Origin of the sequence: Streptomyces sp. NPDC004658, from assembly GCF_040609555.1 — a bacterium.
Lineage (GTDB): Bacteria > Actinomycetota > Actinomycetes > Streptomycetales > Streptomycetaceae > Streptomyces.
On record NZ_JBEXKG010000119.1, the window covers coordinates 1 to 24,198 of the forward strand.

Consider the following 24,198-nt stretch of genomic DNA (forward strand, 5'->3'; position numbering starts at 1 on the left):
AGAACGGCTCGATCCACTTCGGATCATCCGCTGAGATCACCCCACCCATGCCCAGCCAACGCACCAACCACCCCACCGGTTACGGGACAACCTCTCGGCGAGTCTCGGCTCGCACTCGCCCTCTGCCACCGCGACGGGCGGATCCGCCAGGAGGCGCTGCGCCTGTCGCTCCGACACCCCGGTCTGCTGCCGTTGATCGTGATCCGCTGCGCCGATTGGGTCGGCCCGGTACGCGAGCACGCCCGGCAGTTGCTGCGCGAAGCCCTGACCGTGGACTCTGCCATCGGCCTCGCGCCGCTCATCCTCCGCGTCGGCCGCCGCGACAGAGGTGCCTTCGGCGTCGATGTGCTCGGCCAGATCCTGCGCCAGGCATCGCGCGGGCAGCTCGCTGTTCTCTTCGCTGACTCCGACCGAATCGTCCGGCGGTTCGCGTACCGGCTGGCCGTCGAGGGCCGACTGCTCCGTCCCGCTGAGCTGGCCCGCGCGGCCGCCTGGGACCAGGACACCGTGGTCCAGGACCTGTGTGCCACAGCGGCGCTCACGGCTCTGGGGGATGAGGATGCCCACGAGGGTGTGCTGCCTCCACTGCTGTCCGCACGCAACCCGCGTGTCCGCTCGGCGGGCGTCACCGCGCTGAGACGGGCGGGGCGGTCAGAGCAGGCGGAGCCGTTTCTCAGCGACCGTTCCGCGCTCGTGCGTGCTTGTGCCCGGTATGTCATACGACAGCTGGGTGGTGACCCGGCGGCCTGGTACCGGGAGCGGTGCACGGCACCAGACGACCCCGAGTTGCCGCCCGGTGCGGTCATCGGGCTGGCCGAGTGCGGGAACCGCGCGGACGCCGAGCTGCTGCGGCCGCTGCTCGTGCACCCGGCGGCCGGGGTGCGGGCGCGAGCAGTGGCAGGGTTGAGGGCGCTGGACTGCGCGGATGCGGAGCAGTTGCGGCCGCTCCTCGACGACCCTGCCGCCGGAGTCGTCCGCGAGACCGCCACCGCCCTGCTGCCCTCGGCCAAGGAACTGCCCGCCGACTGGCTAATGGAGCGCACCAGCTCCGAGCAGCCACGGCACGTCCGCGTCGGCGCGTTCCGGCTGCTCGACGCGCGCGGCGGCATCGTGGCGCTACGGGCGGCAGTCGGTCTGTTCGAGGACCCCGATGTGAAGCTGCGCACCTGGGCCGCGCAATCAGTGCAGCGCTGGCATCCGTCACCGGACGGGCGGGGCGGCGACGCGGAGGTGGGTGAACTGCTCGACCGGAGCCGACACCTCTTCAGCGACCACATGCTGCGCCGGCTCAAGCGGGAAGCCGGGGTGGACAGCTGAGACTGCACCGCGTCCTATCGTGCTTTGGCTCATTTACTGCCCGCCACCCCTTCGGTGTCCGGTCCGGCTACCAGCGCATCCCGATCTGGTCCAGCTCGGAGCGTCGCTCGGGGGTGCGCTTGTCGGCCCGGCGCCGGCTGTTGTCCAGGAACGTCCCCAGCTTGATATCGACCGCCTTGCCGTCGACGTCCAGGCGCACGGTGTGCTTCCTGGCGGGTCGTAGGTGTCCCTCGCGGTCGTACTTCTGGGCCGCGCGGAGGTTGAGTGCCCACTTGTCGTCTGCGGTGAGCCTCGCGGGCCGGGCCTCGGGGCCGGCGGGCTCCAGACCGAGCGTGCTGCCCAGGAGCCACTGCTGAGCGGGGGGAGGGGGCAGCTTGTCCCACGCTTGCCGCTGCGCGACGGCCCATGCCCGAGAGCCTCGCCATGCACGACGAGTTCACCGGCTGTCTCGGGGAGGGCGCCCCCGGCCCGGACGTAGATGCGGGCGAGTGTGAAGCAGCGCTGTCAGGCAACGTCCCAGCCGAGCGGGCCATCCCTGGTCGATGGCCTCCAACGCGGCCTGGCAGCTGCCTGGCGCGACCTGCCGCTGGCCCGGACGGCGCCGACGGCGTCTTTTACCTGCTCATGCCGCTCGGCCTTCGCCTTGTGGGGGCGTCCTCGCGCGGGTGATGCCGCAGGGGACCCGGCGGCCCGTGCTCCCGAGGACGTCGCACGTGCGTGGTGGCGGGCGGCCCTGGAGGTCGGCCTGCCGTCCGGCGCGCTCGCCGCCGCCGACTACTTCATCATCTCGCCCTCCCCGACGAGGGTGGCTGCCCCTGGCCCGGCGCAGTGCCGAACACACAGGCGCCCTCGGCGTACTCGGCCCGGGGCGGGGTGCCCTACGCGAGGTCCTCCACCAGGGGGCCGGATGGTCGCGCCGCCGAATGCGCTGGATCAGCGCCTGATGCCGGACTTGTGCAGAGCTTGTTGGGGGTGCGCCCGGGAATCTGCGGACGATTTTCAGACATCCCGCGAGGGCCCATTTCGGGTGCGTCGACGTGATACGCGCATTTCAGTTGAGACCCGCAGCTGCCTCCCCGCGAAGGCGGCTAGATGCTAATAATCTGCGCACTCGTATCAGCGCTTTCATCCACGTCTGTGGCTGATCTGCTGCGCCTATCACCAGGGCGGTGACAGGTCAACGTGACGCGCGACACCGTTGACCTAGTTGATCAGTCACCACATGATCCTCACAGCTTCTTTTAAATGAAAAGTTAAGGGGACGGGTGGGGCGTGTTCACGCGGAAAAAGCGGCACGGCTGGCGCCAAGCGGTGCGGAATGGGGCGATAGCCGTCACGCTCCTGGGGGGTGCGTTTCCGGTGGTTGCCGCCGGTACGACACCGGCAATGACCGAAGCCGGAGCGGCTTCGGCAGCGGCTGGCGGGACTTCTGAGTCGCAGGCAAGCGCTCTCGCGGCCGAGACTGGTGAACGGGTGGCCGTGGATGCGGCGACGACTGAGTCGTCGCAGGTCTTCGCCAATCCGGACGGCACTTTCACGCGGGAGATGAACGCGGCTCCGGTCCGTGCCCGAAAGGACGACGGCACCTGGGCCCCGATCGACACCACCCTCGTACACGAGGCCGACGGGTCTGTGCGGGCCAGCAACACGACGGCCGACGTCACCTTTTCGGGCGGCGGAAGTGGCGACGGGCTGGTCACGCTGAAGGACAAGGGGCACCAGCTGCAGCTCGGCTGGCCCACCCCGCTCCCGGAGCCCCGACTCGATGGTGACACCGCCACCTACCCGGGCGTCTTCCCGGACGTCGATCTGCAACTGACCGCGCTGAGCTCCGGCTACACCTCGGTGCTCGTGGTGAAGACTGCCGAGGCGGCGCAGAACCCGGCGCTCGAGACGATCAGGATGACCGTTTCCGGCAATGGCCTCGACATCGCCGCCACAGCCGACGGTGGCTTCGTCGCACGCGACGGGGACGGCACTCCGGTCTTCGAGAGCCCGGCAGGACGGATGTGGGACTCGGCCGGTGACGCCCCGGCCGCGGACACTGCCACCCCTACCCCCGGCGTCAGCACGCAACTCGCGCGCACCGCAGCCTCGGCAGACGTCGATGGTGAGTCAGAGGCGGCTCCCCTGCCTGCTGCCGGGGGAGAGCCGGCTCCTTCGGAGGGCCCCGGCAGCGGTGACGTGACGGCCGAGATCCCGCTCAAGGTCACCGGCACCACCCTGGAGATCACGCCCGATCCGGCCCTGCTCCACGGCGAGGACACCGTCTTCCCGCTGTACATCGACCCGCCGACCAAGAGCATCGCTCTGGGCGACTGGACGGCTTTGGCCTCCAACGGCAGCAAGTACTGGGAGTTCGACGGCGACAAGGGCGTAGGGCGCTGCTCCAACTACGCCGGCTACCTCTGCTCCAACAGCCCGTACACCCAGCGCATGTACTTCGAGTACCCCCTGTCGTCGATCCACGGCAAGAAGATCCTGGATGCGACGATGGAGGTGTACCAGGTGTGGACGTTCACCTGCGATCCGCACTGGTACGACTTGAACCGCGTGGACGCCGGCATATCCTCCAGCACCACCTGGTCCTCCCGCCCCACGGCGGTCGATCTGATGGGTGACCGGTATGTGGCCTACGGGCGGGGCAGCTTGTGCGATCCGTCGCAGCCGGCGAACTGGGTGCGTTTCAGTGACAACGTTTCCGGCGGGGAGACGAATGAGAACCTGACGACCACCCTGGCTTCCTACGCCGCGAACAAGACCTCGCAGATCACCTTCTCGCTGACCGCGCACGACGAGTCCGATGCGGCCGCCTGGGCGCGGTTCCGCAACGATGCGAAGCTGTCGGTGACCTACGTCTCCTACCCGGACAAGCCGACCTCGTACGGCGTCCAGCAAGGCACCACCGGGCGGGCCTGCAACGCCTCCACGCTGCCTTTCGCCACCAGTGACACCACACCGAAGATGCTGGCCACGATGCAGTCGGCGGACGGCGCCAACGCCCAGCTGCGCGCGATGTTCGAGGTGTGGAAGGCCGACGGCTCCAGCCGCGCCTGGTACGCCGCCTCACCAGACGCAGCATGGGTCGCCGACAACGCCGTCCGAGATGCCTCCACCAGCACCCTGCCGGCACAGACGAACTACCGGATGCGGGTCAAGACGCAGGCGTACTACAAGACGGACCGGGGCGACACCGGTGTCCTGGACTCCGCCTGGTCGTCCTGGTGCTACTTCCGCGTCGACACCGACTCCCCGCCGCCCCCGGTGATCACCAGCGCGGACGGCCTCTACAAGCCGGCGGAGACTGATCCTGCCGCGGGCGGGGTTGGCACGCCTGGCAAGTTCACCTTCACCCCCGGAGATTCCAACCCCAGCACGCCCGGCATCCAGTCGGACGTCGTCACCTACAAGTGGAAGCTGAACAGCGGCCCCCTGTCCCCGCCGATAACCGTTCCCCAGGGGACAGCCACCACGCAGTCGATCCCGCCGAACCAGGCCGGGGAAAACACCATCCAGGTCTGGGGGTATGACGCGGCCAACCACAGCTCGCTCACCGGCTACTACAGCTTCCTGGTGAAGGGCGCCGAGATGCCCTCGGGGACCTGGCACCTGGACAACGCCCTCACCGACTCCACCACCGCCACCCAGCACCCGCTGACCAACTCTGGCACCACCTGGGACACCCTGGCCCGCAGCGGCTCCGGCGCGGCGAAGCTGAACGGCACCAGCGCCTACCTGTCCACCTCAGCTGCGGTACTGGACACCACCAAGTCCTTCACCGTCTCCGCCTGGGCCCGTCTGACGAAGAAGGACGTCAACTACACCGTCCTGTCCCAGGCGGGAACGAACGCATCCGGCTTCCAGCTGTACTACTCCAGCTCCTTCAACGCCTGGATCTTCAACCGCCACCAGACGGATGTCGTCGATCCCGTGATCGTCCGCTCGATCGGCACCAAGCCGCCGGTCCTGAATGCCTGGACCCACCTGGCGGGTGTCTACGACGCGGCGGGGCACACTCTCCAGCTCTACGTCAACGGCGTCCCGCAGGGCACTCCGACCCCGTTCACGGCCACCCCGTGGAAGGCGTCCGGCGGACTGCAGGTCGGGCGGCTTTGGTACAACGGCGCCGGCCAGGAGAACTTCTCCGGAACCATCGACGAGGTGAAGGTCTGGTCCCGCGCGCTCGCGGACACCGAGATCGCTCACGAGGCCTGGCTGGAGGACGAGGATCTCAGCGACGGTACCGCCGGTGACCCGGTCCCGGCGCTGGTCGCCAAGTGGGACGCCACCGACATGGCCAACGCGACCGGCACCACGGTCAAGGACACCAGCGGTTTCAGCCGGAATCTCACCCTCAACGGGGCTGCGCTCACGCAGTACACCGTCGGCGACCCGGATATCGGCGAAGAGGTCACCACCAAGCAGACGATGACCCTCAACGGCACCAGCGCGTATGCCACCGCCACAGGCCCGATCGTCGACGACTCCGGTTCGTTCACCGCGACCGCCTGGGTCACGCTGGACCCGGCCAAGCTCGCCGACACCAGCAAATCCTACGCAGTGCAGGTATTCGGCCAGTCCGGCACGAGCCAGTCCTCGTGGGGCGTCTGGTACGAGCAGCCAGCCGGCAGCACGCAGGGCCGGTGGACCTTCGGCCGTCCTGACAAGGACGGCACCGGGGCCGTCTGGACCGAGAGTGACTCCACCGCGTTCACCACGGCCCAGCTGGGTGTTCCGACCATGCTGACGGTCGTCTATGACGCCCAGGCGGCAGCCGACCCGGACGACACCTCCCACCTCGGGGCGCTCAAGCTGCACGTCGACAGCGCGCAGATGGGGGACGAGGACGGCGTCGCCTACTCGTCCCCCTGGCAGGGCGGCGGCGCGTTCGAAGTCGGTCGGGCGAAGATCAACGGCGCTGCGTCGCGCTACTTCCCCGGAAGGATCGACAGCGTCCGCGTCTGGGCCGGTGCCACCTCCACGGACACGATCGCCAACCGGTACAACACCGAGCAGCAGTAGGAGTGGGCCTGGGCGGGGAGATAACGCTCCGCCCAGGCCCGCCCCTTTCCGATTCGGCCCACCCCTCTGTGCTGTGCCAGGGCCGTTTCGGACATCCGCGATTCCTCTCTCAGTGCGGCTATTTCCGTAGGCGCGCCTCCAGAACAGCGCTCGGCGGCGCCGACACGGCCGCTCGAGCGTCTACCACCCATTTCCGAACACGGAGAGTAACTGTGTCTTCACCACCCTTCCGTACACGCTGGCCGGGAGCAGTCCTACGCCACTGGCTCGGCCGCGGCGCGCTCGTCGCCTCCTTGTCCCTCCTGCCGCAAGTCGTGGTCCCTTCCGGCTACGACTTCGCCGCTCAGGCCCAGTCCCAGGCAGCCCGCAAGCACCTGGAGGACCGGCCTGACGCGAAGATCGACAAAGTGGGCGTACTCAAGCCAGGCACGTCCAAGGCACCCAAGGACAAGGCCGCCCCGGCATCACGCAAGACCCGGGAACGGCTGAAGAATGCCGCCTGGCCCAAGACCGGGAAGGCCACGGCCGAGGTTACGGCGACCGCCGAGGCCGCTGTCACTGTCGGCGGCCTCGGCGTGAAGCTGGCCCAGGAGCCCGCCACCCGACCTGCCAAGTCTGCGAAGGCCACGGCCAAGACCCAGGCGAAAGCCACCGGTCCCGCCGAGAAGGTGACGCTCAAGGTCCACTCCCAGGCCGCCGCGAAGAAGGCAGGAGTCAATGGCGTCCTGCTCACCCTCGACCCGGCGAAAGCCGCCGCCGGGGACACCGACAGGCTCCGAGTTTCTCTCGACTACTCCACGTTCAACGACGTCTACGGCGGCAACTATGGCCCGCGCCTGCACCTGGTGACGCTCCCGGCGTGTGCGCTGACCACCCCGCAGAAGGAGTCCTGCCGCACCCAGAGCCCCGTGGCAGGCGCGGACAACGACGCGAAGTCGCAGACCCTGACAGGCACCATTTCCGCGCGAGCCCTGGACGCCGGCACCCCTATGCTGCTGGCGGCGTCGGCCGTTAGCTCGGGCGGCGGAGGCGACTACAGCGCCACCTCCCTGTCCCCGACCGCGACCTGGGAGGCCGGCGGCAGCACGGGGGACTTCACCTGGAACTACCCGCTGCGGGTTCCCCCGGCCACGGCCGGCCCGTCCCCCGAGCTGTCCATCTCCTACGACTCGGCTTCCGTGGACGGCCGCACGGCCGGAGAGAACAACCAGACTTCCGTGATCGGTGAAGGATTCTCGATCACCGAGTCCTACATCGAGCGCAAGTACGCCTCCTGCAAGGACGACGGCCAGTCCGGCAAGGGAGACCTGTGCTGGAAGTACGCCAACGCCACCTTGGTCCTCAACGGCAAGGCCGTCGAACTGGTCAACACCTGCGCCGACAAGGCGGCGTGCGACACCGCGGCCCTCTCTGAGGCGTCCGGCGGCTCGTGGAAGGTGAAGAACGAGGACGGCACCCGCGTTGAGCACCTGACCGGCGCCACCGGCAACGGCGACAACAACACCGAGTACTGGAAGGTCACGGACGCTTCCGGCATCCAGTACTTCTTCGGCAAGCAGCGGATGCCCGGCTGGAGCGACAAGGGCACCACCGACACCACCGACGACGATCCGGTCACGAACTCCGTGTGGACCGTCCCGGTCTTCGGCGACGACTCCGGCGAGCCCTGCTACAAGTCCACCGGCTTCGCCGACTCCTCCTGTTCCCAGGCCTGGCGCTGGAACCTCGACTACGTCGTGGACACTCACAACAACGCCGCCACGTACTGGTACACCAAGGAGACGAACTACTACTCCAAGAACGCCGACATCACCGTCAACGGCACCAGCTACACCCGCGGCGGCTACCTCAACCGCATCGACTACGGCCTGCGCAGCGACCTCATTTACACAAAGCCCGCCGCCCAGCAGGTGAGCTTCACCTACCTTGAGCGCTGCATCGTCTCCGGTGGCTGCTCCAGCCTGACCGCGGATACCAAAGCCAACTGGCCCGACGTGCCGTTCGACATGATCTGCGCGGCCAGCACCAATTGCACCACCCAGATCGGTCCGGCATTCTTCACCCGCAAGCGCCTCACCGACATCACCACCTCGGTGTGGACCGGCACCGGCACCACCCGCCGGGAAGTCGACACCTGGCACCTGGATCAGGACTTCCCCGACACCGGTGACGCCTCCTCGGCAAGCCTGTGGCTGAAGTCCATACAGAACACCGGCAAGGCCAACACCACCGCGGCCGCCATGCCACCGGTCGTCTTCGGCGGCATCCAGATGCCCAACCACGTCGAGGGCAGCGGCCCGGACACCCTGCGCTACATCAAGTGGCGCGTGCGGACCATCAAGACCGAGACTGGCTCGACCATCACCGTCAACTACTCGGACCCCGACTGCATCTGGGGTTCGAGCATGCCGGCGAACATCGACAAGAACACCCGCCGCTGCTTCCCCGTCAAGTGGTCCCAGTCCGGCGCGACCCCGGTCACTGACTGGTTCCACAAGTACGTCGTCACCTCGGTCCTCCAGGACGACCCCTACGGCCACGGCGACACAGCCGAGAAGTACTACGACTACCAGGGCGGCGCCGGCTGGGGTTACGCCGACGACGAGGGCATCACCAAGGCCTCCAACCGCACCTGGTCCCAGTGGCGCGGCTACGGCAAGGTCGTGGAAACCTCCGGCGACGACGAAGGCCCGCGCTCGAAGAAGTCCACGCTGTACATGCGCGGTCTGAACGGCGAGAAGGAACTCGACGGCACCCCCCGCGTGGAGAAGGTCACCGACTCCACCGGCACCGCCATCGACGACTCCCGCCAGTACGCCGGTTTCGTCCGCGAAACCATCATCTACAACGGCGCCGAAGAAGTCAGCGGCACCATCAACACACCCTGGTCCTACAAGACCGGCAGCCACACCTACAGCTGGGGCACCACCGACTCCTGGATCGTCCAGGCAGGGCAGACCAGCACCCGCACCAAGACCTCCACCGGCACCCGCACGGTCAACCAGAAGACCACGTACGACACCACGTACGGTATGCCGATCACCGTCGAGGACAGCGGCGACACCGCCAAGACCGGCGACGAATCCTGCGTCCGCACCAGCTACGCCCGCAACACCTCGGCCTGGCTGGTGAACCTGGTCTCGCGCACCGAGACGTACTCGGTGCCCTGCGCGACCATCCCGACGATCCCCGACGACGTCATCTCCGACGTCACCACGGCCTACGACGGCCAGGCGGTCGGGGTAGCACCCACCAAGGGCGAGGTTACCGCCTCTTACCGGGTGGCCAGCTACAACCCGGTCGACAAGGCCCCGGTCTACCAGCAGGTCTCCGCCTCCACCTACGACAAGCTGGGCCGCCCGCTCACCGCGACCAACGCCCTGAACCGCACGGTCCGGACGACGTACGTCCCGGACGACACCGGCTACGGCCCGCTGACGTCGAAGACCACCACGGACCCCAAGCTGTTCACCTCCACCACGGAGGTCGATCCGGCCTGGGGCACGGCCACCAAGACCACCGATGCCAACGGCAACGTCACCGAGTGGGCCTTCGACGCACTCGGCCGCCTGCAGTCGGTGTGGAAACCGGACCGCTCCCGCGCGCTCAAGGACGCGGCCAGCATCGTCTACGCCTACAGCATCAACAACGACAAGGAGACCTGGGTTCGCACCGACGCCCTCAAGGCGGACGGACAGACCTACAACAGCGCCTACGAGATCTTCGACGGACTGCTGCGTTCCCGCCAGAAGCAGATGCCCGCGCCGGACGGCGGACGGGTGATCTCCGAAACCCTCTACGACGACCGCGGCCTGGCGTACATCACCAACAGCCAGGTCCACGACAACCTCGCCCCCTCGGGCACCCTGGCCAACACCTTCCCTGGCTCCGTCCCCGCCTCCACCGAGACGGTCTTCGACGCCGCCGGCCGCCCCACCGAGGCGATCTTCCGCGTCTACGACCAGGAAAAGTGGCGCACCAAGACCGACCAGCTGGCGGACCGCACCGCCGTCACCGCCGCCGAGGGCGGCACCGGCACGATGACCTTCACCGACGCCCGCGGCCGGGTCACCGAGCGCCGTGAGTACGCCGGTCCCCTGCCTACTGGCACCGACTACACCCGCACCCTGTACGAGTACACGCCCGGCGGCCAGGTCAAGAAGATGACCGGTCCGGACGACTCGGTCTGGACGTACGGTTACGACCTGCGCGGGCGCATGACCACCTCGACGGACCCGGACAAGGGCAAGGTCGACACCACATACAACGACGCCGACCAGCCCTTGACGGCCACGTCGACGTTGAACGGCGCCTCCCGAACCCTGATCACCGACTACGACGAGCTCGGCCGCAAGACCGGCACCTGGGACGGCGTACAGGACGACGCCCACCGGCTGACCAAATTCACCTACGACAGCCTCTCCAAGGGACTGCCGACCGCGTCGATCCGCTATGTCGGCGGTACCTCCGGCAGGATCTACTCGCAGGTCGTTACCGGTTATGACGCTCTCGGCCGCCCCAAGGGCAACAAGACCGTCATCGCCGCCACCGACCCCCTGGTCACCCCTGGTGGCGCGCCGCAGACGTTCACGACGTCGACGGTGTACAACATCGACGGCACCGTGCAGTCCACATCGATGCCAGCGGTGGCCGGCTTGCCCGCCGAGACCGTACACAACACCTACAACAGCCTCGGCATGCTCACCGGCACCGACGGCATGACCGACTACGTCCAAAACATCGGCTACTCCCCGTACGGCGAGATCGAGGAGACCCGGCTCGGCACCTCCACAGCCGCCAAACAGCTCCAGATCCTCAACCGCTACGAGGACGGCACCCGCCGCCTGTTCAACACCCACACCGTCGACCAGACAAACACCGGTTACACCAGCGACGTCGACTACATCTACGACGCCACTGGCAACGTCAAATCGATCATCGACAACGCCAACGGCAAAGACACGCAGTGCTTCGCCTACGACGGCTACCGCCGTCTGACCGAAGCCTGGACCCCGTCCTCCAACGACTGCGCAACCGCCCGTTCGGCGAGCGCCCTCGGTGGCCCGGCCCCGTACTGGACCAGCTGGACCTACAAGCCCGGCGGCCTGCGCGACACCCAGACCGAGCACAACGCGACCGGTGATACCACCACAACGGCTTACGGCTACCCCGCCGTCAACGCCAACGGCACCGGCCAGCCCCACACTCTGACCTCCGTCACTGTCAACGGCGGTACCGCCAAGACCTACACCTACGACGAGCAGGGCAACACCACCGAGCGGTACGGCCCCACCGGCACCGCACAGAGCCTCGACTGGGACATCGAAGGAGAACTCACACGCCTCACCGAAGGCACCAAGACTACCGACTATCTCTACGACGCCAACGGTGACCTTCTCATCCGGCGCGGCCCGGACAAAACGGTCCTCTACCTGGCCGGCCAGGAACTCCACTACGACACCACCGCCAAGAAGTTCACCGGCCAGCGCTACTACGCGGCAGGCGACGCCACCGCCGTCCGCACCGAGACCGGCCTTTCCTGGATGGTCGACGACCACCACGGCACCGCCTCGATGACGGTCGACGCCACTACCCAGGCCGTCACCCGCCGCTATACCAAGCCCTTCGGCGAGTCTCGCGGCACAGCACCGTCGACCTGGCCCGACGACAAGGGTTTTCTGGGTAAACCCGCCGACACCGACACCGGACTCACTCACCTCGGCGCCCGCGAGTACGACCCGGCCACCGGACGCTTCCTCTCCGTCGATCCCGTCCTCGCCTCCGACGACCATGAGTCCCTCAACGGCTACGCCTACGCCAACAACACCCCCGTCACCAAGTCCGACCCCAGTGGCCTGCGGCCAATCACGCAGTGTGAGTACGGGTGCAGTGAAGACGGCGGCACGTACTACGACCACCTCGAGGCAAACGGTGAGGGTGGCTGGACCTATGTCTCCACCCAGAGATACACCAAGACGTTTCAGTACCAGAAGGCGGGCGGTGGTACGGGAAGCGGCACCATGACCGCCACCGTTCGCACCTACGGGGGCGTGACCACGGCGAAGGTCGTGTTCAAGAAGGGCCCCGACCCCAAGCCTGAAGAGAAGGAACAGCCCCGTTGGAACCTGCTCGCGGGTAGCTACCCTGTTCCGGCGAATCAGGCTGCTAAGGACCTTCTCACCGACCGACCCAAGCTCGCAACCTGGCAGAAGGTTGTTTTGGGGGTAATTGGTGGCCTAGCTGCGGCGGTAGTTGCTGCGCCGGTGGCCGTCGCCTTGGGGGAGGGGTGCCTGGCCGCAGCGCCGGTATGCGCTGCGGAGATTGCTGAGATGGCGACCGGGGGGGCTTCCGGCGGCAGCTTGACCATAGGCACCTCGGCTTTGGCTGCTGGTGGAAAGGGAGTTAACCTCACAGCTGCCGGCGACGCCTTCGGGCAATACGCATCAAAGGCCCTCCCCAAGGAGGGGTATTATGATGTGATCATTCATGGTAGTAAGACAGACTTCGGTCCCACCTTCGATGCATGGGAAAAGGGAACCAATATCAGTCACAGAACAGTCGCCCAGCTCGTTAGGCAGGACCCGAACTGGGACGGAGGTCCAGTTCGATTGCTCTCCTGTAATACTGGGGCATGCGGTGCAACGGCCGCGCAGGACCTGGCCAACGCCCTAGGAGTAAAGGTCTTGGCACCGACAGAAACCGTGTGGGCCGCACCTAACGGAAGACTTAGAGTTTCAGAGAAGCCATACGGGAAGACTGGAGAATGGAAAGAATTTGTTCCTGGAGGGAATAAATGACGGAAAAGCTAAAACCGGTCGGCTTCTATAGCGACACAAGTGTCGGTGAGGCTGGCCAGCCGACACTGGAGAGTTCGCGTGGTGAAGTCCTCGACTCTCTCGAAGGGATGGTTTCCTACCTTCGAAATGCGCACATCATAATGGCGTCCGGGAGTGCGGTTTACGATGAGCTAGACCCCGATAGGCCATTGATCGGCGCGCTGAGTATCCAGACAGACGGTACTTGGGTATGGCCCAGTTCGTACCCGTACTATGTGGAGACTTATGGCGTCGAGGTGCCGTCTGAGCTGTGGGAGGCCGCATGCTCTAGAGAATGGGTGCCACCCACGTTCCCGGATGATGCTGACTTCGATGAGCAGATGCCCTTTGGAGGCTGAGAATTTCATAGCAGCTGCTGCTACCGCGGTTCGTAACCGCTAAGGGCTGTCCCGTAAGTGTGCTCCATGGTTGCTGGGGGCTCAGAGGAACACCAGCGGAACGTCCTTCTCGATGCAGTGCCGCAGGACGCCCGCCAGCTGGCGGGCGTCCTCGACTTGTCGCTGGAGGAGCTGGTCGCCGCCCTCCTGTGCCCACTGGTCGGTGATCGTCTCCAGCCGGACGAGAATCGACGCACAGTCGGCAGGCGAGAGGTCGTCGCCGGCGGCATCCGGATGATCGAGGAGTGGCTCCAGAGCGGTAGACACCTCGCTCCACGGGCGCTCGCCGCCGAAGCCCGACATCTCGGAGAGGACGAATCCTTCAGTCTCGGCCAGACGCCGCCGGAACGCGGCGAAGCCGCTGTAGGACCAGGAGACATCCGGACTGCTGTTGTCTCCGTCGCCCGGGAAAAGAACCAGCCCCATGTGCCCTCCCTGCTTACCGATGCACACAGGATCGAGGACACGGGGCAGCCCCGGCAACTGGGATGATCTTGGTGTGGCTGGTGTGATCACGGCGTCGGATCCGTCCTGGATAGCCCCCTTCACCGGGGTGAGCCCGAAACAGTTCGGCAAGCTGGTGACGGTTCTGCGACGGGAGGGTGCGGACGCGGTCCGCAAGGGCCGACCGTGGAGCCTGCCGCTTGAGGACCGGGCGCTGCTGGTCGCAGCGTACTGGCGCACGAACCTGACCATGCGGCAGCTCGCGCCGCTGTTCGGGGTGTCGAAGTCGGCGGCTGACCGCATCATCGACCACCTCGGGCCAAGGCTCGCGCTCCAGCCCCGCAAGCGGTTCGCCAAGGACACCGTGCTTATCGTGGACGGCACCCTGGTCCCCACCCGCGACCACACCATTGCCGCACAGTCGAAGAACTACCGATACTCCACCAACCACCAGGTCGTCATCGACGCCGACACACGCCTGGTCGTCGTGGTCGGCCGGCCCCTCGCCGGGAACCGCAATGACTGCAAGGCATGGGAGGAGTCCGGCGCCAAGGCCGCCGTCGGCAAAACCACGACGATCGCCGACGGCGGCTACCCAGGCACCGGACTCGTCATCCCGCACCGTCGAGACCGCGGCCAGACCGAGCTCCCGGACTGGAAAGAGGAACACAACAAGTCCCACAAGCAGGTCCGCGCCCGCGTCGAGCACGTCTTCGCCCGCATGAAGACCTGGAAGATCCTCCGCGGCTGCCGCCTCAAAGGCGACGGCGTCCACCACGCCATGCTCGGCATCGCCCGCCTGCACAACCTCACCCTCGCCGGATAGGCCCACGGACGGCACGGCGGGCCGTCATGCCCGAGATGACTCGGAGATCATTTACGGGACAGCCCTTACGAGCTCGTGCACGGTAGGCGGTGAGGCGTCGGGCTGCTGATCGTCGATCATGGTCGTGTGGTGGGGTACGCGTCTCGTGCAGTGATCGTCAGCAACCGGAGAATCACGGGTCTCTCGGCCGATGTGATCGCTGAACTGGTGGCTGAGTTGGGCCCGTTGTGGCATGAACGGCACCAGGCCAAGCTTGCGTCCAGGCCGCGGGAGCGGGCGGTGGGCGCCGGAGCGAAGCACCGGCTGGTGTTCGTCGACCGGCTCCTGGCCACCCTCGTGTACCTGCGGCACGGGGCCACGCACGACGTGCTGGCCTGCTGGTTCGGCGTGGACCGTTCCACTGTCACCCGCGCCGTCGGCGAGATACGACCGTTGCTCGCCGAGCGAGGCTGCACGGTCAGCCCTGGCCTTCGGCTGCGGACTCTGGCCGAGGTCGTCGACCATCTCGGCGCCAGCGGGAAGACCGGCATCGTCGACGGCACCGAGATCCGGGTCCGTCGACCGGCCGCCGGTCGCAAGGACCGGGACAAGTTCATCTCTGGCAAGAGCAAGCAGAACGCCGTCAAGACCATGGTCGTCACGGGCGGCGACGGCCGGGTGCTGTTGTGCAGTCCGACCGTGCCCGGAAGCTGCGCGGACATCACCCACGCCCGCCAGTTAGGGCTGGTTAAGCTCCTGGCCGACGGTCCCGCCGTGGAGATCCTCGCCGATGCCGGCTACCAGGGCCTGGGTGTACAGACCGGCGGACGTGTGGTCACACCTCCGCATCGCAAGTTCAAGAAGAACGCTCCGGACTGGTACGAGGAAATGCACGAGCGGCAGCGCAAAGCGCACTCCTCACGACGCATCCGCGTCGAGCACGGCATCGCGCACCTGAAGAACTGGCGGGCCCTGGCCCGCCATCTCGGCCGCCGCGAGCACATGAGCGACATCGTCCAAGCCGTCGCGGGCCTGCTGTCCCACCAGCAGACCGCGGACCTGACGTCGGCACGGCAGGTGTGAACACCGAGCCCCGCCGCCATCCTCGACGCCTCACTGCCTACCGTGCACGAGCTCGTTAGGAGCGGATCACGGTGGCCACGCGCTGAGGCCAGGTCGCCAGAATGCATGAGTGCACAGTATCCAGCGATAGGCGGAGCGACTTTGGGCTGGAGCTGCTTTGAGGCGAGTGATCATTGCCCCGTAAGTTGATGGGGATTCGGGGCAGTCTGTGGAGGCCCGGAGCCCTCCGGCCGGCAGCCGGCTGATGGCCTCACCCGTTCCTGCGGGCGTGCGGCCGTCGTGGCGTTCCGGGGTTTCCCCGCCCGGGCGGGTACCGCACGGCAGAGGAGCGACCGGCCTGCTGGGTGCCAGGCGCCCCGGCCGGTCACTGGCTGCAGCGTTCCTCAGGTCAGCTTCCGCCTCGACTGCTATCGCGCCAGCTCCGCCACGCATGGGTGGCGTGTCGCTGCCGATCAGTTCTGGGTGCTGGTGTAGGCGTGGATCCGCTGGTAGTCGTGGCCGAGGAGTGCGGCCAGTTGCGGGCCTGCCCACAGGGTGAAGGTGAGGGCGATCTCGCGTGCGTCTTCTACCTCGTGACCGGGGCGGAGGTATCCCAGGTAGGGCACGGCGAGACGGAGGAGCCGTTCCCGTTGCGTCCCGGCGGGCCTCTCCGGGCGGGAGGTGAGGTCGTCGGCGACGACCGACAAGATCTCGATCGCGGTGGGGCCGGCGGGGTGCACGTGCTGCTGGGTGAGGGCGACCTGGTCGCCGAAGTCGCACAGCCACCTGCCGAACCGGTCGGGGTCGCGGCCGGATCGCTGCAAGAGGTACGCGCACAGCTCGACCGCGAGGTGTTCGGTGAGCCGCAGGGAGTCCTCGCGCAGCGTGCCGCCGGTGTGCCATGTCTCCAGCACGGCGGTCAGGCAGTCGTAGATCTCCCAGTTGGCCGGGGGCGGTCCGTCCGCGGCGGGGTCGCTGCGGGCGGCTTCGTCCAACGCGGCCGTCGTGATCAGAGCGAACGCGGCCTCGCGCGGCGTGGGGTGGTCCGTGGTCTCGGTCATCGCGGCTCCCGTAGGTCGTCGGTGTGGTCACGGCTGTGTGGGACGCCGGGGGCGACAGGTGCTCACCGCCCGCCCTCGGTGTCCGTTCGGGCTACCAGCGCATCCCGAGCTGGTGCGGCACGGGTTCCACCATGGCAAGTACCGGGTGCGGCCATGGTGGAGAACTCAACCGTCGTCCTGCGCCACGTCGAGAGGTAGCCCGCGCGCCGTGCTGGAGCCCGTGTCGCACGCGGACAGCTCATCGGGTGCCCCGCCACCGCCGCGCCATAGGCTATGGCGGACCATGACCGATCACCACACCTACGGCACCAGCACCCACACCGCGAGCGAGCTGGTCCGGCTCGTCGGCGACCGCCTCGGACTGGTCTTCATCGAGCGCGACAGCGACTACCGCGGCGTCTACCACCTCGCCGACACATCCAGCGAGCGGATCGAGATCCAGCCCAACCCGATCCCCGGCGATGAAGACGATCTCTACGCCCCCGAACACCCTGCCGCCCAGGTGCTGTTGCTCACCATCACACCGACGCCAAACCCCGCCCTGCAGGCCCGCCTGGACTCCATTGAAGGGCTCGCCCACCTGGACCACGAGACAGCGTGACCAGCTAGCGCACGGCCGCTACCGTGCAAGAAGACCGCCGCCTGACAGCTGCTGGCCGCGCCTACACGGTGCCGCACGGCCCGGCGATGCTACGAGCCGAGCTTCTGGCGCACGTCCGGGTAGCAGCGCAGCCGGACACCGGGCTCGTCTGGAGCCCGGCTTGTGGTGTCCGCGGTCGCGGTCGCCCACCGCCCGGCGAGCAACTCCTGGACCGCGAATGCCGTCGCGTCATCACAGGCCGCGACCTCTACGACGGCCAGACCCGGCTCCGCCACATGCACTTCGCTGATCGGCTTCATACCGGGCATCACGCGCCGGCACCGCCCCCAGTTCTTGTCTCCTGGCGTGTTCACCCGACCGAGTAGGGCTGCTGCGCGGCGACGACGCAAGCGGTGCCGCGCTCGGGAAGAGACCGAGAACTCCGTAGGCGCGCGGGAATGTCCGCTCGGCAAGCGTGGTTGAACCAGCCGTGATGGTGAAGGGAACAGTGTCCCCGGGCCTCATCCATTGCATGCGAGGACGATCGTTCGGCTGAAGCCTCGCATTGCCTTTCGCCGCGTAGGCGACCGCCCTTCACGATCACACCCCTTGCGGGTTCAGCCCCGGCCGGCACGCTGGCCGGGGCTTTGTGCTTCAGTCCCCGATGCCGAGGGCCGTGTCCGGCCGGCAGTGCACGCAGGGCGGCACCCCGTTCCGGAGCGCGTCGAGGGCCTGCTCGCGCGTGGCGGGCCGGGATCGGCCGCTCTTCTTCGCGGCCCAGCAGCCGCCGACGTGGACGGCGTCGACGTTGTCCCGGTTCAGGCCGTACTGGATCAGCCAGTCCGCAGGCGCCGGCCGCATCCGCTCACCCTGGCGCCGCTCTGCCTCCCGTCGCTCCTCCTCGGCGATCCACCGGTCGATGAGCCCCAGCTGCCGGACGGCCTGCTGCTCGACGACGCGCCGGGCGAAGCGGAGCGCGTCCAGACGGGAGAGCGGCTGCTCACCACCCACCTGCTCCGCCCGGCCTGCTGTGTCTTCGTTTGCCCTCAAATTCGAACAAGTGCTCTAATTGAAGTATGCATCGCGTCGACTACCTCACCGACACCCAGGAGCGCATCCTGCGCTGCATCCGCCAGCACATCGCCGACCACGGCGAAGCGCCGACAATGCAGCAGATCGGCGCCGCTGTCGGCATGCGCAGCCGGGCATCCGTGCACTACCAGTTGGGCGAGCTGGAGGCGAAACGCGCGATCGTCCGCGAGCCGGGGCGGTCACGAGGAATCCGGCTCGCATGACCGGCACCGGCCGCTACCACCTGCTGCTCGAATCCGGCGGCCGGCCGGTGCATCACGGCTGGTGGAATCGTGAGGAGGTAGCGCGGGACAAGTTCCGCCGCTGGATCGGCGAGTACGGCAGCATGCCGGACGCCCGCGTCACCCTCACCGACGACGAGACCAGTGACGTGCTGGCCACCTGGCCCGACGGGCAGTAGGCCGGCTACTCGACGGCCGGGTCCTCCTGGACATGCCGCACGGCCTTCTTCACCGCTTGCTCCAGCTCGTACCGACTGGCCCGGGACGCCTCGGCGTGCGCGGTGACGGCCGCCTGCACCTTCTCGGACGCCTTGCGCCAGCGGCGCCACTGGGCGTCGTAGTCGTCGCCGGTCAGTCCGGCGAGCTTGGCGCGTTCTTCCTCGGCGGATCGTTCCAGCTTGATCAGCTCATCGGGGACCTGGGCCACGATACGGATCCTTAAAGCGGCCCGCTGCGCGTGCCGACGATCGGACTTAACCCCCGATCGGGTAGAGCCGCTGCCGACTGCCGGGCGGGTCGGGTGCGGGAGCCGCTACGAAGATCACGAACTGTCCGTGATCTTTCGAGAGGATCCCGCTCGTGCGTCTCGCCCGCACCACCGCTGCCACGGCCGCCGTACTCGCCGCCCTCCTCACCCCCACAACCGCGCACGCAGCCCCGGCCGCCACCGCACCGCGGGATACCGTCACCCTGCCCGTCCAGGACGCCCTCGCCCAGCTGCCGGTGCGCAGCGAGGACCGCAGCGGGTATGAGCGCACGAAGTTCAAGCACTGGGTCGATGCCGACAGGGACGGCTGCAACACGCGCTCGGAGGTGTTGAAGGCCGAGGCCGTCGTCGCCCCGGAGCAGGGGGCGGGCTGCCGGCTGAGCGGGGGAGCGTGGTTCTCGCCGTATGACGATCGCTTCATCCAGGGGCCGGGCGGTCTGGACATCGACCACCTGGTCCCGCTCGCCGAGGCCTGGGACTCCGGCGCCTCCACCTGGAGCGCGAAGGAACGTGAGGCCTACGCCAACGACCTCGGCGACGACCGCGCGCTGATCGCGGTGTCGGCGGCCTCAAATCGGTCCAAGGCCGACCAGGACCCCAGCACGTGGCTGCCGCCGGCCGTAGGCTACCGCTGCCAGTACGTCACCGACTGGGTGGCCGACAAGATGCGCTGGGGCCTGAGCATCGACGCCGACGAGAAGCTCGCCATCGCCGAGGTGCTCGGCAACTGTCCGAACGTACCCGTCACCGTCACACCGGCCCGCTGACGACTCGGCCAGCCGGCTTTCATCGACGGAGCGGACGGCGCTCCGTTCGACAGCCGGCCCGCCGTAAGGAACCAATGATCGACGGCGGGGCCTGAGTATGCGTACTCAGGCCCCAGCGTGTCCTTCATGGAGAAGCTTGGCCCATGAACGACCACTCACTTCCCCGTCGCGGTACCGGCGAAGACGTGCTGTTCGGCGTCCTGCTGTGGTTACTGGACGCCATCGTCGGGATCGTTTCCCTGCTGAGCGGGCTGGCGCGTACCGGCTTCAACCCTCTCGAGCCGGACCCCCACGCTTCGCTGACGCCGGTTTTCGCCTACGTGGGAGGATTCGGGGTCCTGGTACTCCTTTCGGCGATCGGCCTCTTCCGACTGGGATACCGGGTGAGTGTGGCGACGCAGACCGTAGTCGCTGTCGTGGCATTGGCCTTCTGTGCCGCCGCAATGAGTGGGCACCTCGCCCTGGTTAGTTGAGCTTGACGTACTGATGTGTGTCCTGGGCGACCCACGCGCGCAGCCGGTCCCAGGCCGACTGGTGCCGCCGCGCTTCGCTGTCCGGCGGCGGAGCCAGGACGGAAGTCGCCGACACCTCGGTGCTTCTTCCGGCATCGAGTCCTACCAAGGGGTGAGGTGGGCGAGCCCCGCCCAAGGGGGGCATCACCGTGATTGTCCGACAGCCAGGGTGTCTCACCTCTGTGGGCGGTAAGTCGCATTGTCCATCGCCGGCGCCGAGTGGCTGAGCCAGAGCCGAGGGCGAGCTACTCGGTCACTCGGGCGCAGTGCGCTGCCCGGTGAAGGGCGAGCAGTGCGGGCCGGTGCGCCGTCGTCACGATCAGGGCTCTCGGCTGTCGTGCTCTTGGCAGCCCGGAGCTGGCACCGGCTCGTGGGACAGGGGGTCCGGGGTGCGGACCGGGATCCGACGCGGCCTGCGTAGAACGTGAGTTGGATCACAGACCGGGGAGTTCCGTCGTGCGGGCTGTTTGCGCAAAAACCGAGTGATCGTTCTGCCAGAGAGGGGGAGCGCAGGTGGTGAGGGTGGCGTAAGGGGTGGTGCGGCATGGTGGAGGCAGGTGCGAATACCTGTGCGGATTTGCTGTAAGTGGAAAGCTACTTTCCGTTAAAAACTGGTGGTGGGGTGCTCTGCACGAACTGCCGGGGTGAGGCTGTTTGCTGTTGTCCAAGAGCAACGAAGCTCTAGGCACCGGTCGTTGGGTTCGCGGGGAGGCGCGGCCGGTGCCGCACGACAACGAAGGAAACACCTTGACACTGCAGGACGTCGCCAGCCTCACGCTGGCTTCCGCCGCTGCCGCCCGGGCCTTCGCGCCTGATGTGCGCGCCGGTGTACGGCGTCTACTGGGCGCCGGTGTCCGCGTCGGTGCGGAGACCCTCCTCGCCCAGAACCAGCCGTCCGTCCGTACCGAGCCGGCCCGCCTGGACGACGCCGGAGGCGGCCGATGACCGGGCAGCCTCCCGACGACGGTGCGGACCGAGCTCTGTACGAGCCCAGCGACCTGATGCCGCCGGCCTTCTGGGCCTTCCACGAGCGGTACCACCAGGCGTACTTCGAGTACGCCTACGTACAGCTGGGCGACCAGATCGCCGCCGACCGCCTGGTCGACCAGACCTTCGTGTTCCTGGCCGTGGTCTGGCAGCAGGTCACCATGCGCGAGAGCGTCGAGGCGTGCGCCTGGCGGCTGCTGAAGGAACGCGTCGCCACCGAACTCACCGACCAGGGCCGCGACCCGGCGGTCAAGGAAACGCTGGCCTTCGAACGCGCGATCCGGGCGGCCTGCGACCCAATCCTGGACAGCTTCCGCTCCGAATTCAAAGCACAAGTGACCGAACTAGAAGACAGTTTGGGTCTCTATGCGGCAATAGCCCGTCTGCCGGAGCGGCAGTTTGATGTGATGGTCCTGCAGTTCGCCCTGGGCTTCTCCACCAAGCGGACCGCCCTGGTAATGGGCGTGCGCGAGGCGACCGTGCGTTCCACCCGCCGGGCCGCCAAGCGCCGCCTGTCCGCGGACCTGGGACTGCAGTTCGGCGAGGACACCGACGATGAGGAGTGAGACCCCGATGCGTCCCCACCAGCCGCCCACCCTGGAAGAAGCCCTCGACCGAGCCCGCATCCGCGAAGGCACCTACACCCGCGCCCACCGAGAGGCATCCCGCCGCCGCATCGCCGACCAGCTCAGCGAACTGCACTGGATGAAGGCCCCGACCGGCCCCGCACCCGGACAGCGCACCCTGTACCAGCCACTGATGCTGCACGAGCGGGCCGGGCACGACCTGCGCGCGCTGTGCCAGGGCGTCATCCACGACGACGAAGCCGCCCGCCGCATCGCCCGCTTCGACGCCTGCCGCGACCCCGGCGGCGCCCTCGCCTTCGCCTGCCTCCTGCTCCTGGCCGACTACGAGGAAGGCGCGCAGTTCTGGCTCCAGTACGCCGCCGGCGGCGGCCAGGCCACCGGAGCGGTATGCCTGCACCTCCTCCACCTGCACCGCGGGGAGTGGCGCGACGCGAAGTTCTGGGCGGAACAGATCACCGTCCTCGAGGCGGAGCCCTACCAGTACGCGCCCGTCGCTCACGAGGTCCTCGACACCACCCTCGGCCCCGGAGGCGTGACCGTCCACCTCGACCTGCCCGACGATGTAGCCGCCGTACCAGAGGAAGCGGTCAGAGACGCCGTCGACGACCTCGCCGTCGACACGCTCGACGGTCTGGCCATCCCACAGCCAAGCCCTAACCTGGCCCACCAACTGCAGGACCTCGTCGCCCACTGAGGTCGCGGGTCGTGGCGAAGTCGCCAGAGCCGGTCGCAGCATCCGGTGGGGGAGCGCAGAACATCCCGGCATCCGGTGCGCTCGGTGCGGTGCATCGGGCGCACTGGTTCACGCGCCGACGGCGCCGTGTACTCCCCCGCCGCTCCGGTGCACCGCACGATGCGCACGGCGGCGGTCGCCACTTCCGCCCGCTTCACTCGATGTGCATATAGAGGATGAACTCCGCCTGGGTGGTGTGACGCCCACCACGGACAAGCCCACCCGTCAAAGGGATGGTCAAGGCGAAAACGGACGCCTGCCGGGTCTGGTCGTCAGACCGCGGACAAGGGGTGCTTCCTCAGGGTGGCCCCGGCCCGTGCGCACATCCGCGTGCGGGCCGGACGACTGCCGACCCGGCCAGCAGGCCGGAGGAACGAGGACACCGTGCCAGCCCCCGACCGACCGACCCCTTCCCGCCGTAACGTGCGGTCGCGATCCTGGAGCCCGCCCCCGCACGCCGTCGCCGCCCGGCCTGGCCGCGCCCGTCGCGGCGGCTGCTGGGCAAGTCCCGGTGAGGCGCTGCCGCCGGCGCTTGCGTTCCCACTGCCGAAGCCACTTCCGTGCCCGGCGGCCACGCACCCGGTATTTCCCCTTGTCACCACGGTTTTCGGGTCCGTGCTAGATCGTCACAACCCTCTTCTCTCCCCTATGGCCTGACTTGGTTGTCGGTGGTGGGGGAGATCATCGGGTCCGGGGGCCCGGTCCCCTCCACGGCCGGGGGCCGGCGCCCGGCTGCTGGCCGGTCGCGGACGACGGGAGGGCGAGCGTGATGGCGGGCAAGCGCAAGGAGAACGAGGCGGGATCGAGCAACGACCTGCGCGCGGATGTGCTGCGCGTTCTCGGGGTGCTGAAGGTCGCCACCGCCGACCAGATCCAGCGGCTGTCTTCGCCGCACCTGACCTACCGGCACACCCTCAAGCCGACGGCGGCCAAGCGGAAGGAAGCCCGGACCGCTTCCCACCGTGCCGCGGTGAACGACCTTCGGCGTCACGGCCTGGCCGTTGACGGCGGCCGGACGCGGGGCGGTGAGGAGACCCGGCTGCTGACGAAGGACGGTCTGGCCGCCGCCGCGATCGACCTGGACCGCGAGATAGAGGAGATGGGCGGCATGCCCAAGAGTGCGGGCCGCTCCGGTGCCTCGCACCCGATGACGGTGAACGAGACGGTCATCGCGCTGATCCGCCCGAAGCCGAACCTGAGCAAGGTCATGCGGGTGTCGGCGTACAAGCGAACGTGCACCACCTCGTACGGATGAAAGTGCACCATTTTTGATGCGGTGACGGGGCGTCGGCCGTGAGTCTGCTGCTG

At 67.8% G+C, this 24,198-nt stretch carries 21 protein-coding genes and 1 pseudogene; 15 read left to right on the forward strand and 7 right to left on the reverse strand.

Translation table 11 applies throughout. The annotated features are described in order from the left end of the window. Positions 1-93 precede the first annotated feature (93 nt). Positions 94-1,317: pseudogene (locus tag ABZV94_RS30075) on the forward strand (hypothetical protein); the annotation flags it as partial. Positions 1,318-1,384: 67 nt separating this feature from the next. Here the strand turns inward: ABZV94_RS30075 and ABZV94_RS30080 are convergent. Next, on the reverse strand, positions 1,385-1,690 hold the full coding sequence (locus ABZV94_RS30080; RefSeq protein ID WP_356345897.1) for a helicase associated domain-containing protein: 306 nt from the start codon (positions 1,688-1,690) through the stop codon (positions 1,385-1,387). Between the two features lie 1,013 nt (positions 1,691-2,703). On the opposite strand from ABZV94_RS30080, the gene ABZV94_RS30085 reads away from it, so the two are divergent. The 3 genes from ABZV94_RS30085 to ABZV94_RS30095 all read left to right on the forward strand — a co-directional run bounded on the left by ABZV94_RS30085 (position 2,704) and on the right by ABZV94_RS30095 (position 13,513). Continuing rightward, positions 2,704-6,339, forward strand: a complete 3,636-nt coding sequence (locus ABZV94_RS30085) for a LamG domain-containing protein (RefSeq protein WP_356345858.1) — start codon at positions 2,704-2,706, stop codon at positions 6,337-6,339. 1,151 nt (positions 6,340-7,490) lie between these two features. Then, complete coding sequence (locus tag ABZV94_RS30090; protein WP_356345899.1) at positions 7,491-13,136, forward strand: RHS repeat-associated core domain-containing protein; 5,646 nt, start codon at positions 7,491-7,493, stop codon at positions 13,134-13,136. Beyond that, entirely contained in the window at positions 13,133-13,513 is a 381-nt protein-coding gene (locus ABZV94_RS30095; protein ID WP_356345860.1) for a hypothetical protein, read from the forward strand. Before ABZV94_RS30090 ends, ABZV94_RS30095 begins: the two co-directional genes overlap by 4 nt. Positions 13,514-13,594: 81 nt before the next feature. Here the strand turns inward: ABZV94_RS30095 and ABZV94_RS30100 are convergent, their stop codons facing one another. Beyond that, positions 13,595-13,978, reverse strand: a complete 384-nt coding sequence (locus tag ABZV94_RS30100; protein ID WP_356345861.1) for a hypothetical protein — start codon at positions 13,976-13,978, stop codon at positions 13,595-13,597. A 73-nt stretch (positions 13,979-14,051) separates the two neighbouring features. Here ABZV94_RS30100 and ABZV94_RS30105 point away from each other — a divergent pair, with 73 nt between their 5' ends. Next, positions 14,052-14,822, forward strand: a complete 771-nt coding sequence (locus ABZV94_RS30105; protein ID WP_356345863.1) for a transposase — start codon at positions 14,052-14,054, stop codon at positions 14,820-14,822. Between the two features lie 126 nt (positions 14,823-14,948). Continuing rightward, positions 14,949-15,884 (forward strand): transposase family protein, encoded by a 936-nt coding sequence (locus ABZV94_RS30110; protein WP_356345865.1) that lies wholly within the window; start codon positions 14,949-14,951, stop codon positions 15,882-15,884. A 452-nt stretch (positions 15,885-16,336) separates the two neighbouring features. Here ABZV94_RS30110 and ABZV94_RS30115 read toward each other — a convergent pair whose 3' ends face one another. Then, positions 16,337-16,924 (reverse strand): hypothetical protein, encoded by a 588-nt coding sequence (locus tag ABZV94_RS30115; protein ID WP_356345867.1) that lies wholly within the window; start codon positions 16,922-16,924, stop codon positions 16,337-16,339. Between the two features lie 283 nt (positions 16,925-17,207). On the opposite strand from ABZV94_RS30115, the gene ABZV94_RS30120 reads away from it, so the two are divergent. Further along, entirely contained in the window at positions 17,208-17,525 is a 318-nt protein-coding gene (locus tag ABZV94_RS30120) for a hypothetical protein (RefSeq protein ID WP_356345868.1), read from the forward strand. 89 nt (positions 17,526-17,614) lie between these two features. Here the strand turns inward: ABZV94_RS30120 and ABZV94_RS30125 are convergent, their stop codons facing one another. Both ABZV94_RS30125 and ABZV94_RS30130 read right to left on the reverse strand, forming a co-directional pair. Next, positions 17,615-17,824: a DUF6207 family protein gene (locus ABZV94_RS30125; protein WP_356345870.1), complete on the reverse strand. Its 210-nt coding sequence runs from the start codon at positions 17,822-17,824 to the stop codon at positions 17,615-17,617. Between the two features lie 334 nt (positions 17,825-18,158). Further along, complete coding sequence (locus ABZV94_RS30130) at positions 18,159-18,515, reverse strand: DUF6233 domain-containing protein (protein WP_356345872.1); 357 nt, start codon at positions 18,513-18,515, stop codon at positions 18,159-18,161. Positions 18,516-18,580: 65 nt separating this feature from the next. On the opposite strand from ABZV94_RS30130, the gene ABZV94_RS30135 reads away from it, so the two are divergent. Both ABZV94_RS30135 and ABZV94_RS30140 read left to right on the forward strand, forming a co-directional pair. Next, positions 18,581-18,799: a hypothetical protein gene (locus ABZV94_RS30135; protein WP_356345874.1), complete on the forward strand. Its 219-nt coding sequence runs from the start codon at positions 18,581-18,583 to the stop codon at positions 18,797-18,799. Beyond that, the gene (locus tag ABZV94_RS30140; RefSeq protein ID WP_356345875.1) at positions 18,796-18,996 is read left to right on the forward strand and encodes a hypothetical protein; all 201 of its coding nucleotides are present in this window, start codon (positions 18,796-18,798) and stop codon (positions 18,994-18,996) included. Before ABZV94_RS30135 ends, ABZV94_RS30140 begins: the two co-directional genes overlap by 4 nt. Positions 18,997-19,001: 5 nt before the next feature. Here ABZV94_RS30140 and ABZV94_RS30145 read toward each other — a convergent pair whose 3' ends face one another. After that, the gene (locus ABZV94_RS30145; RefSeq protein ID WP_356345877.1) at positions 19,002-19,244 is read right to left on the reverse strand and encodes a hypothetical protein; all 243 of its coding nucleotides are present in this window, start codon (positions 19,242-19,244) and stop codon (positions 19,002-19,004) included. Positions 19,245-19,396: 152 nt separating this feature from the next. Here ABZV94_RS30145 and ABZV94_RS30150 point away from each other — a divergent pair, with 152 nt between their 5' ends. Next, on the forward strand, positions 19,397-20,071 hold the full coding sequence (locus tag ABZV94_RS30150; RefSeq protein WP_356345879.1) for an HNH endonuclease family protein: 675 nt from the start codon (positions 19,397-19,399) through the stop codon (positions 20,069-20,071). Between the two features lie 143 nt (positions 20,072-20,214). Beyond that, positions 20,215-20,544, forward strand: a complete 330-nt coding sequence (locus ABZV94_RS30155; protein ID WP_356345881.1) for a DUF6234 family protein — start codon at positions 20,215-20,217, stop codon at positions 20,542-20,544. Here ABZV94_RS30155 and ABZV94_RS30160 read toward each other — a convergent pair. Beyond that, positions 20,537-20,659 (reverse strand): hypothetical protein, encoded by a 123-nt coding sequence (locus tag ABZV94_RS30160; RefSeq protein WP_356345883.1) that lies wholly within the window; start codon positions 20,657-20,659, stop codon positions 20,537-20,539. The genes ABZV94_RS30155 and ABZV94_RS30160 overlap by 8 nt on opposite strands. A 671-nt stretch (positions 20,660-21,330) precedes the next feature. Here ABZV94_RS30160 and ABZV94_RS30165 point away from each other — a divergent pair. From ABZV94_RS30165 to ABZV94_RS30180, 4 genes are all read left to right on the forward strand, one after another. Next, positions 21,331-21,528 (forward strand): hypothetical protein, encoded by a 198-nt coding sequence (locus tag ABZV94_RS30165; protein WP_356345886.1) that lies wholly within the window; start codon positions 21,331-21,333, stop codon positions 21,526-21,528. Next, positions 21,525-22,136 carry a sigma-70 family RNA polymerase sigma factor gene (locus ABZV94_RS30170; protein ID WP_356345889.1) on the forward strand — a complete coding sequence of 204 codons (612 nt, stop codon included), beginning with the start codon at positions 21,525-21,527 and terminating at the stop codon, positions 22,134-22,136. The genes ABZV94_RS30165 and ABZV94_RS30170 overlap by 4 nt, the downstream gene beginning before the upstream one ends. Before the next feature lie 7 nt (positions 22,137-22,143). After that, the gene (locus tag ABZV94_RS30175) at positions 22,144-22,851 is read left to right on the forward strand and encodes a hypothetical protein (protein ID WP_356345892.1); all 708 of its coding nucleotides are present in this window, start codon (positions 22,144-22,146) and stop codon (positions 22,849-22,851) included. Positions 22,852-23,659: 808 nt separating this feature from the next. Then, entirely contained in the window at positions 23,660-24,145 is a 486-nt protein-coding gene (locus tag ABZV94_RS30180; RefSeq protein ID WP_356345894.1) for a hypothetical protein, read from the forward strand. The last annotated feature ends 53 nt before the right edge of the window (positions 24,146-24,198 follow it).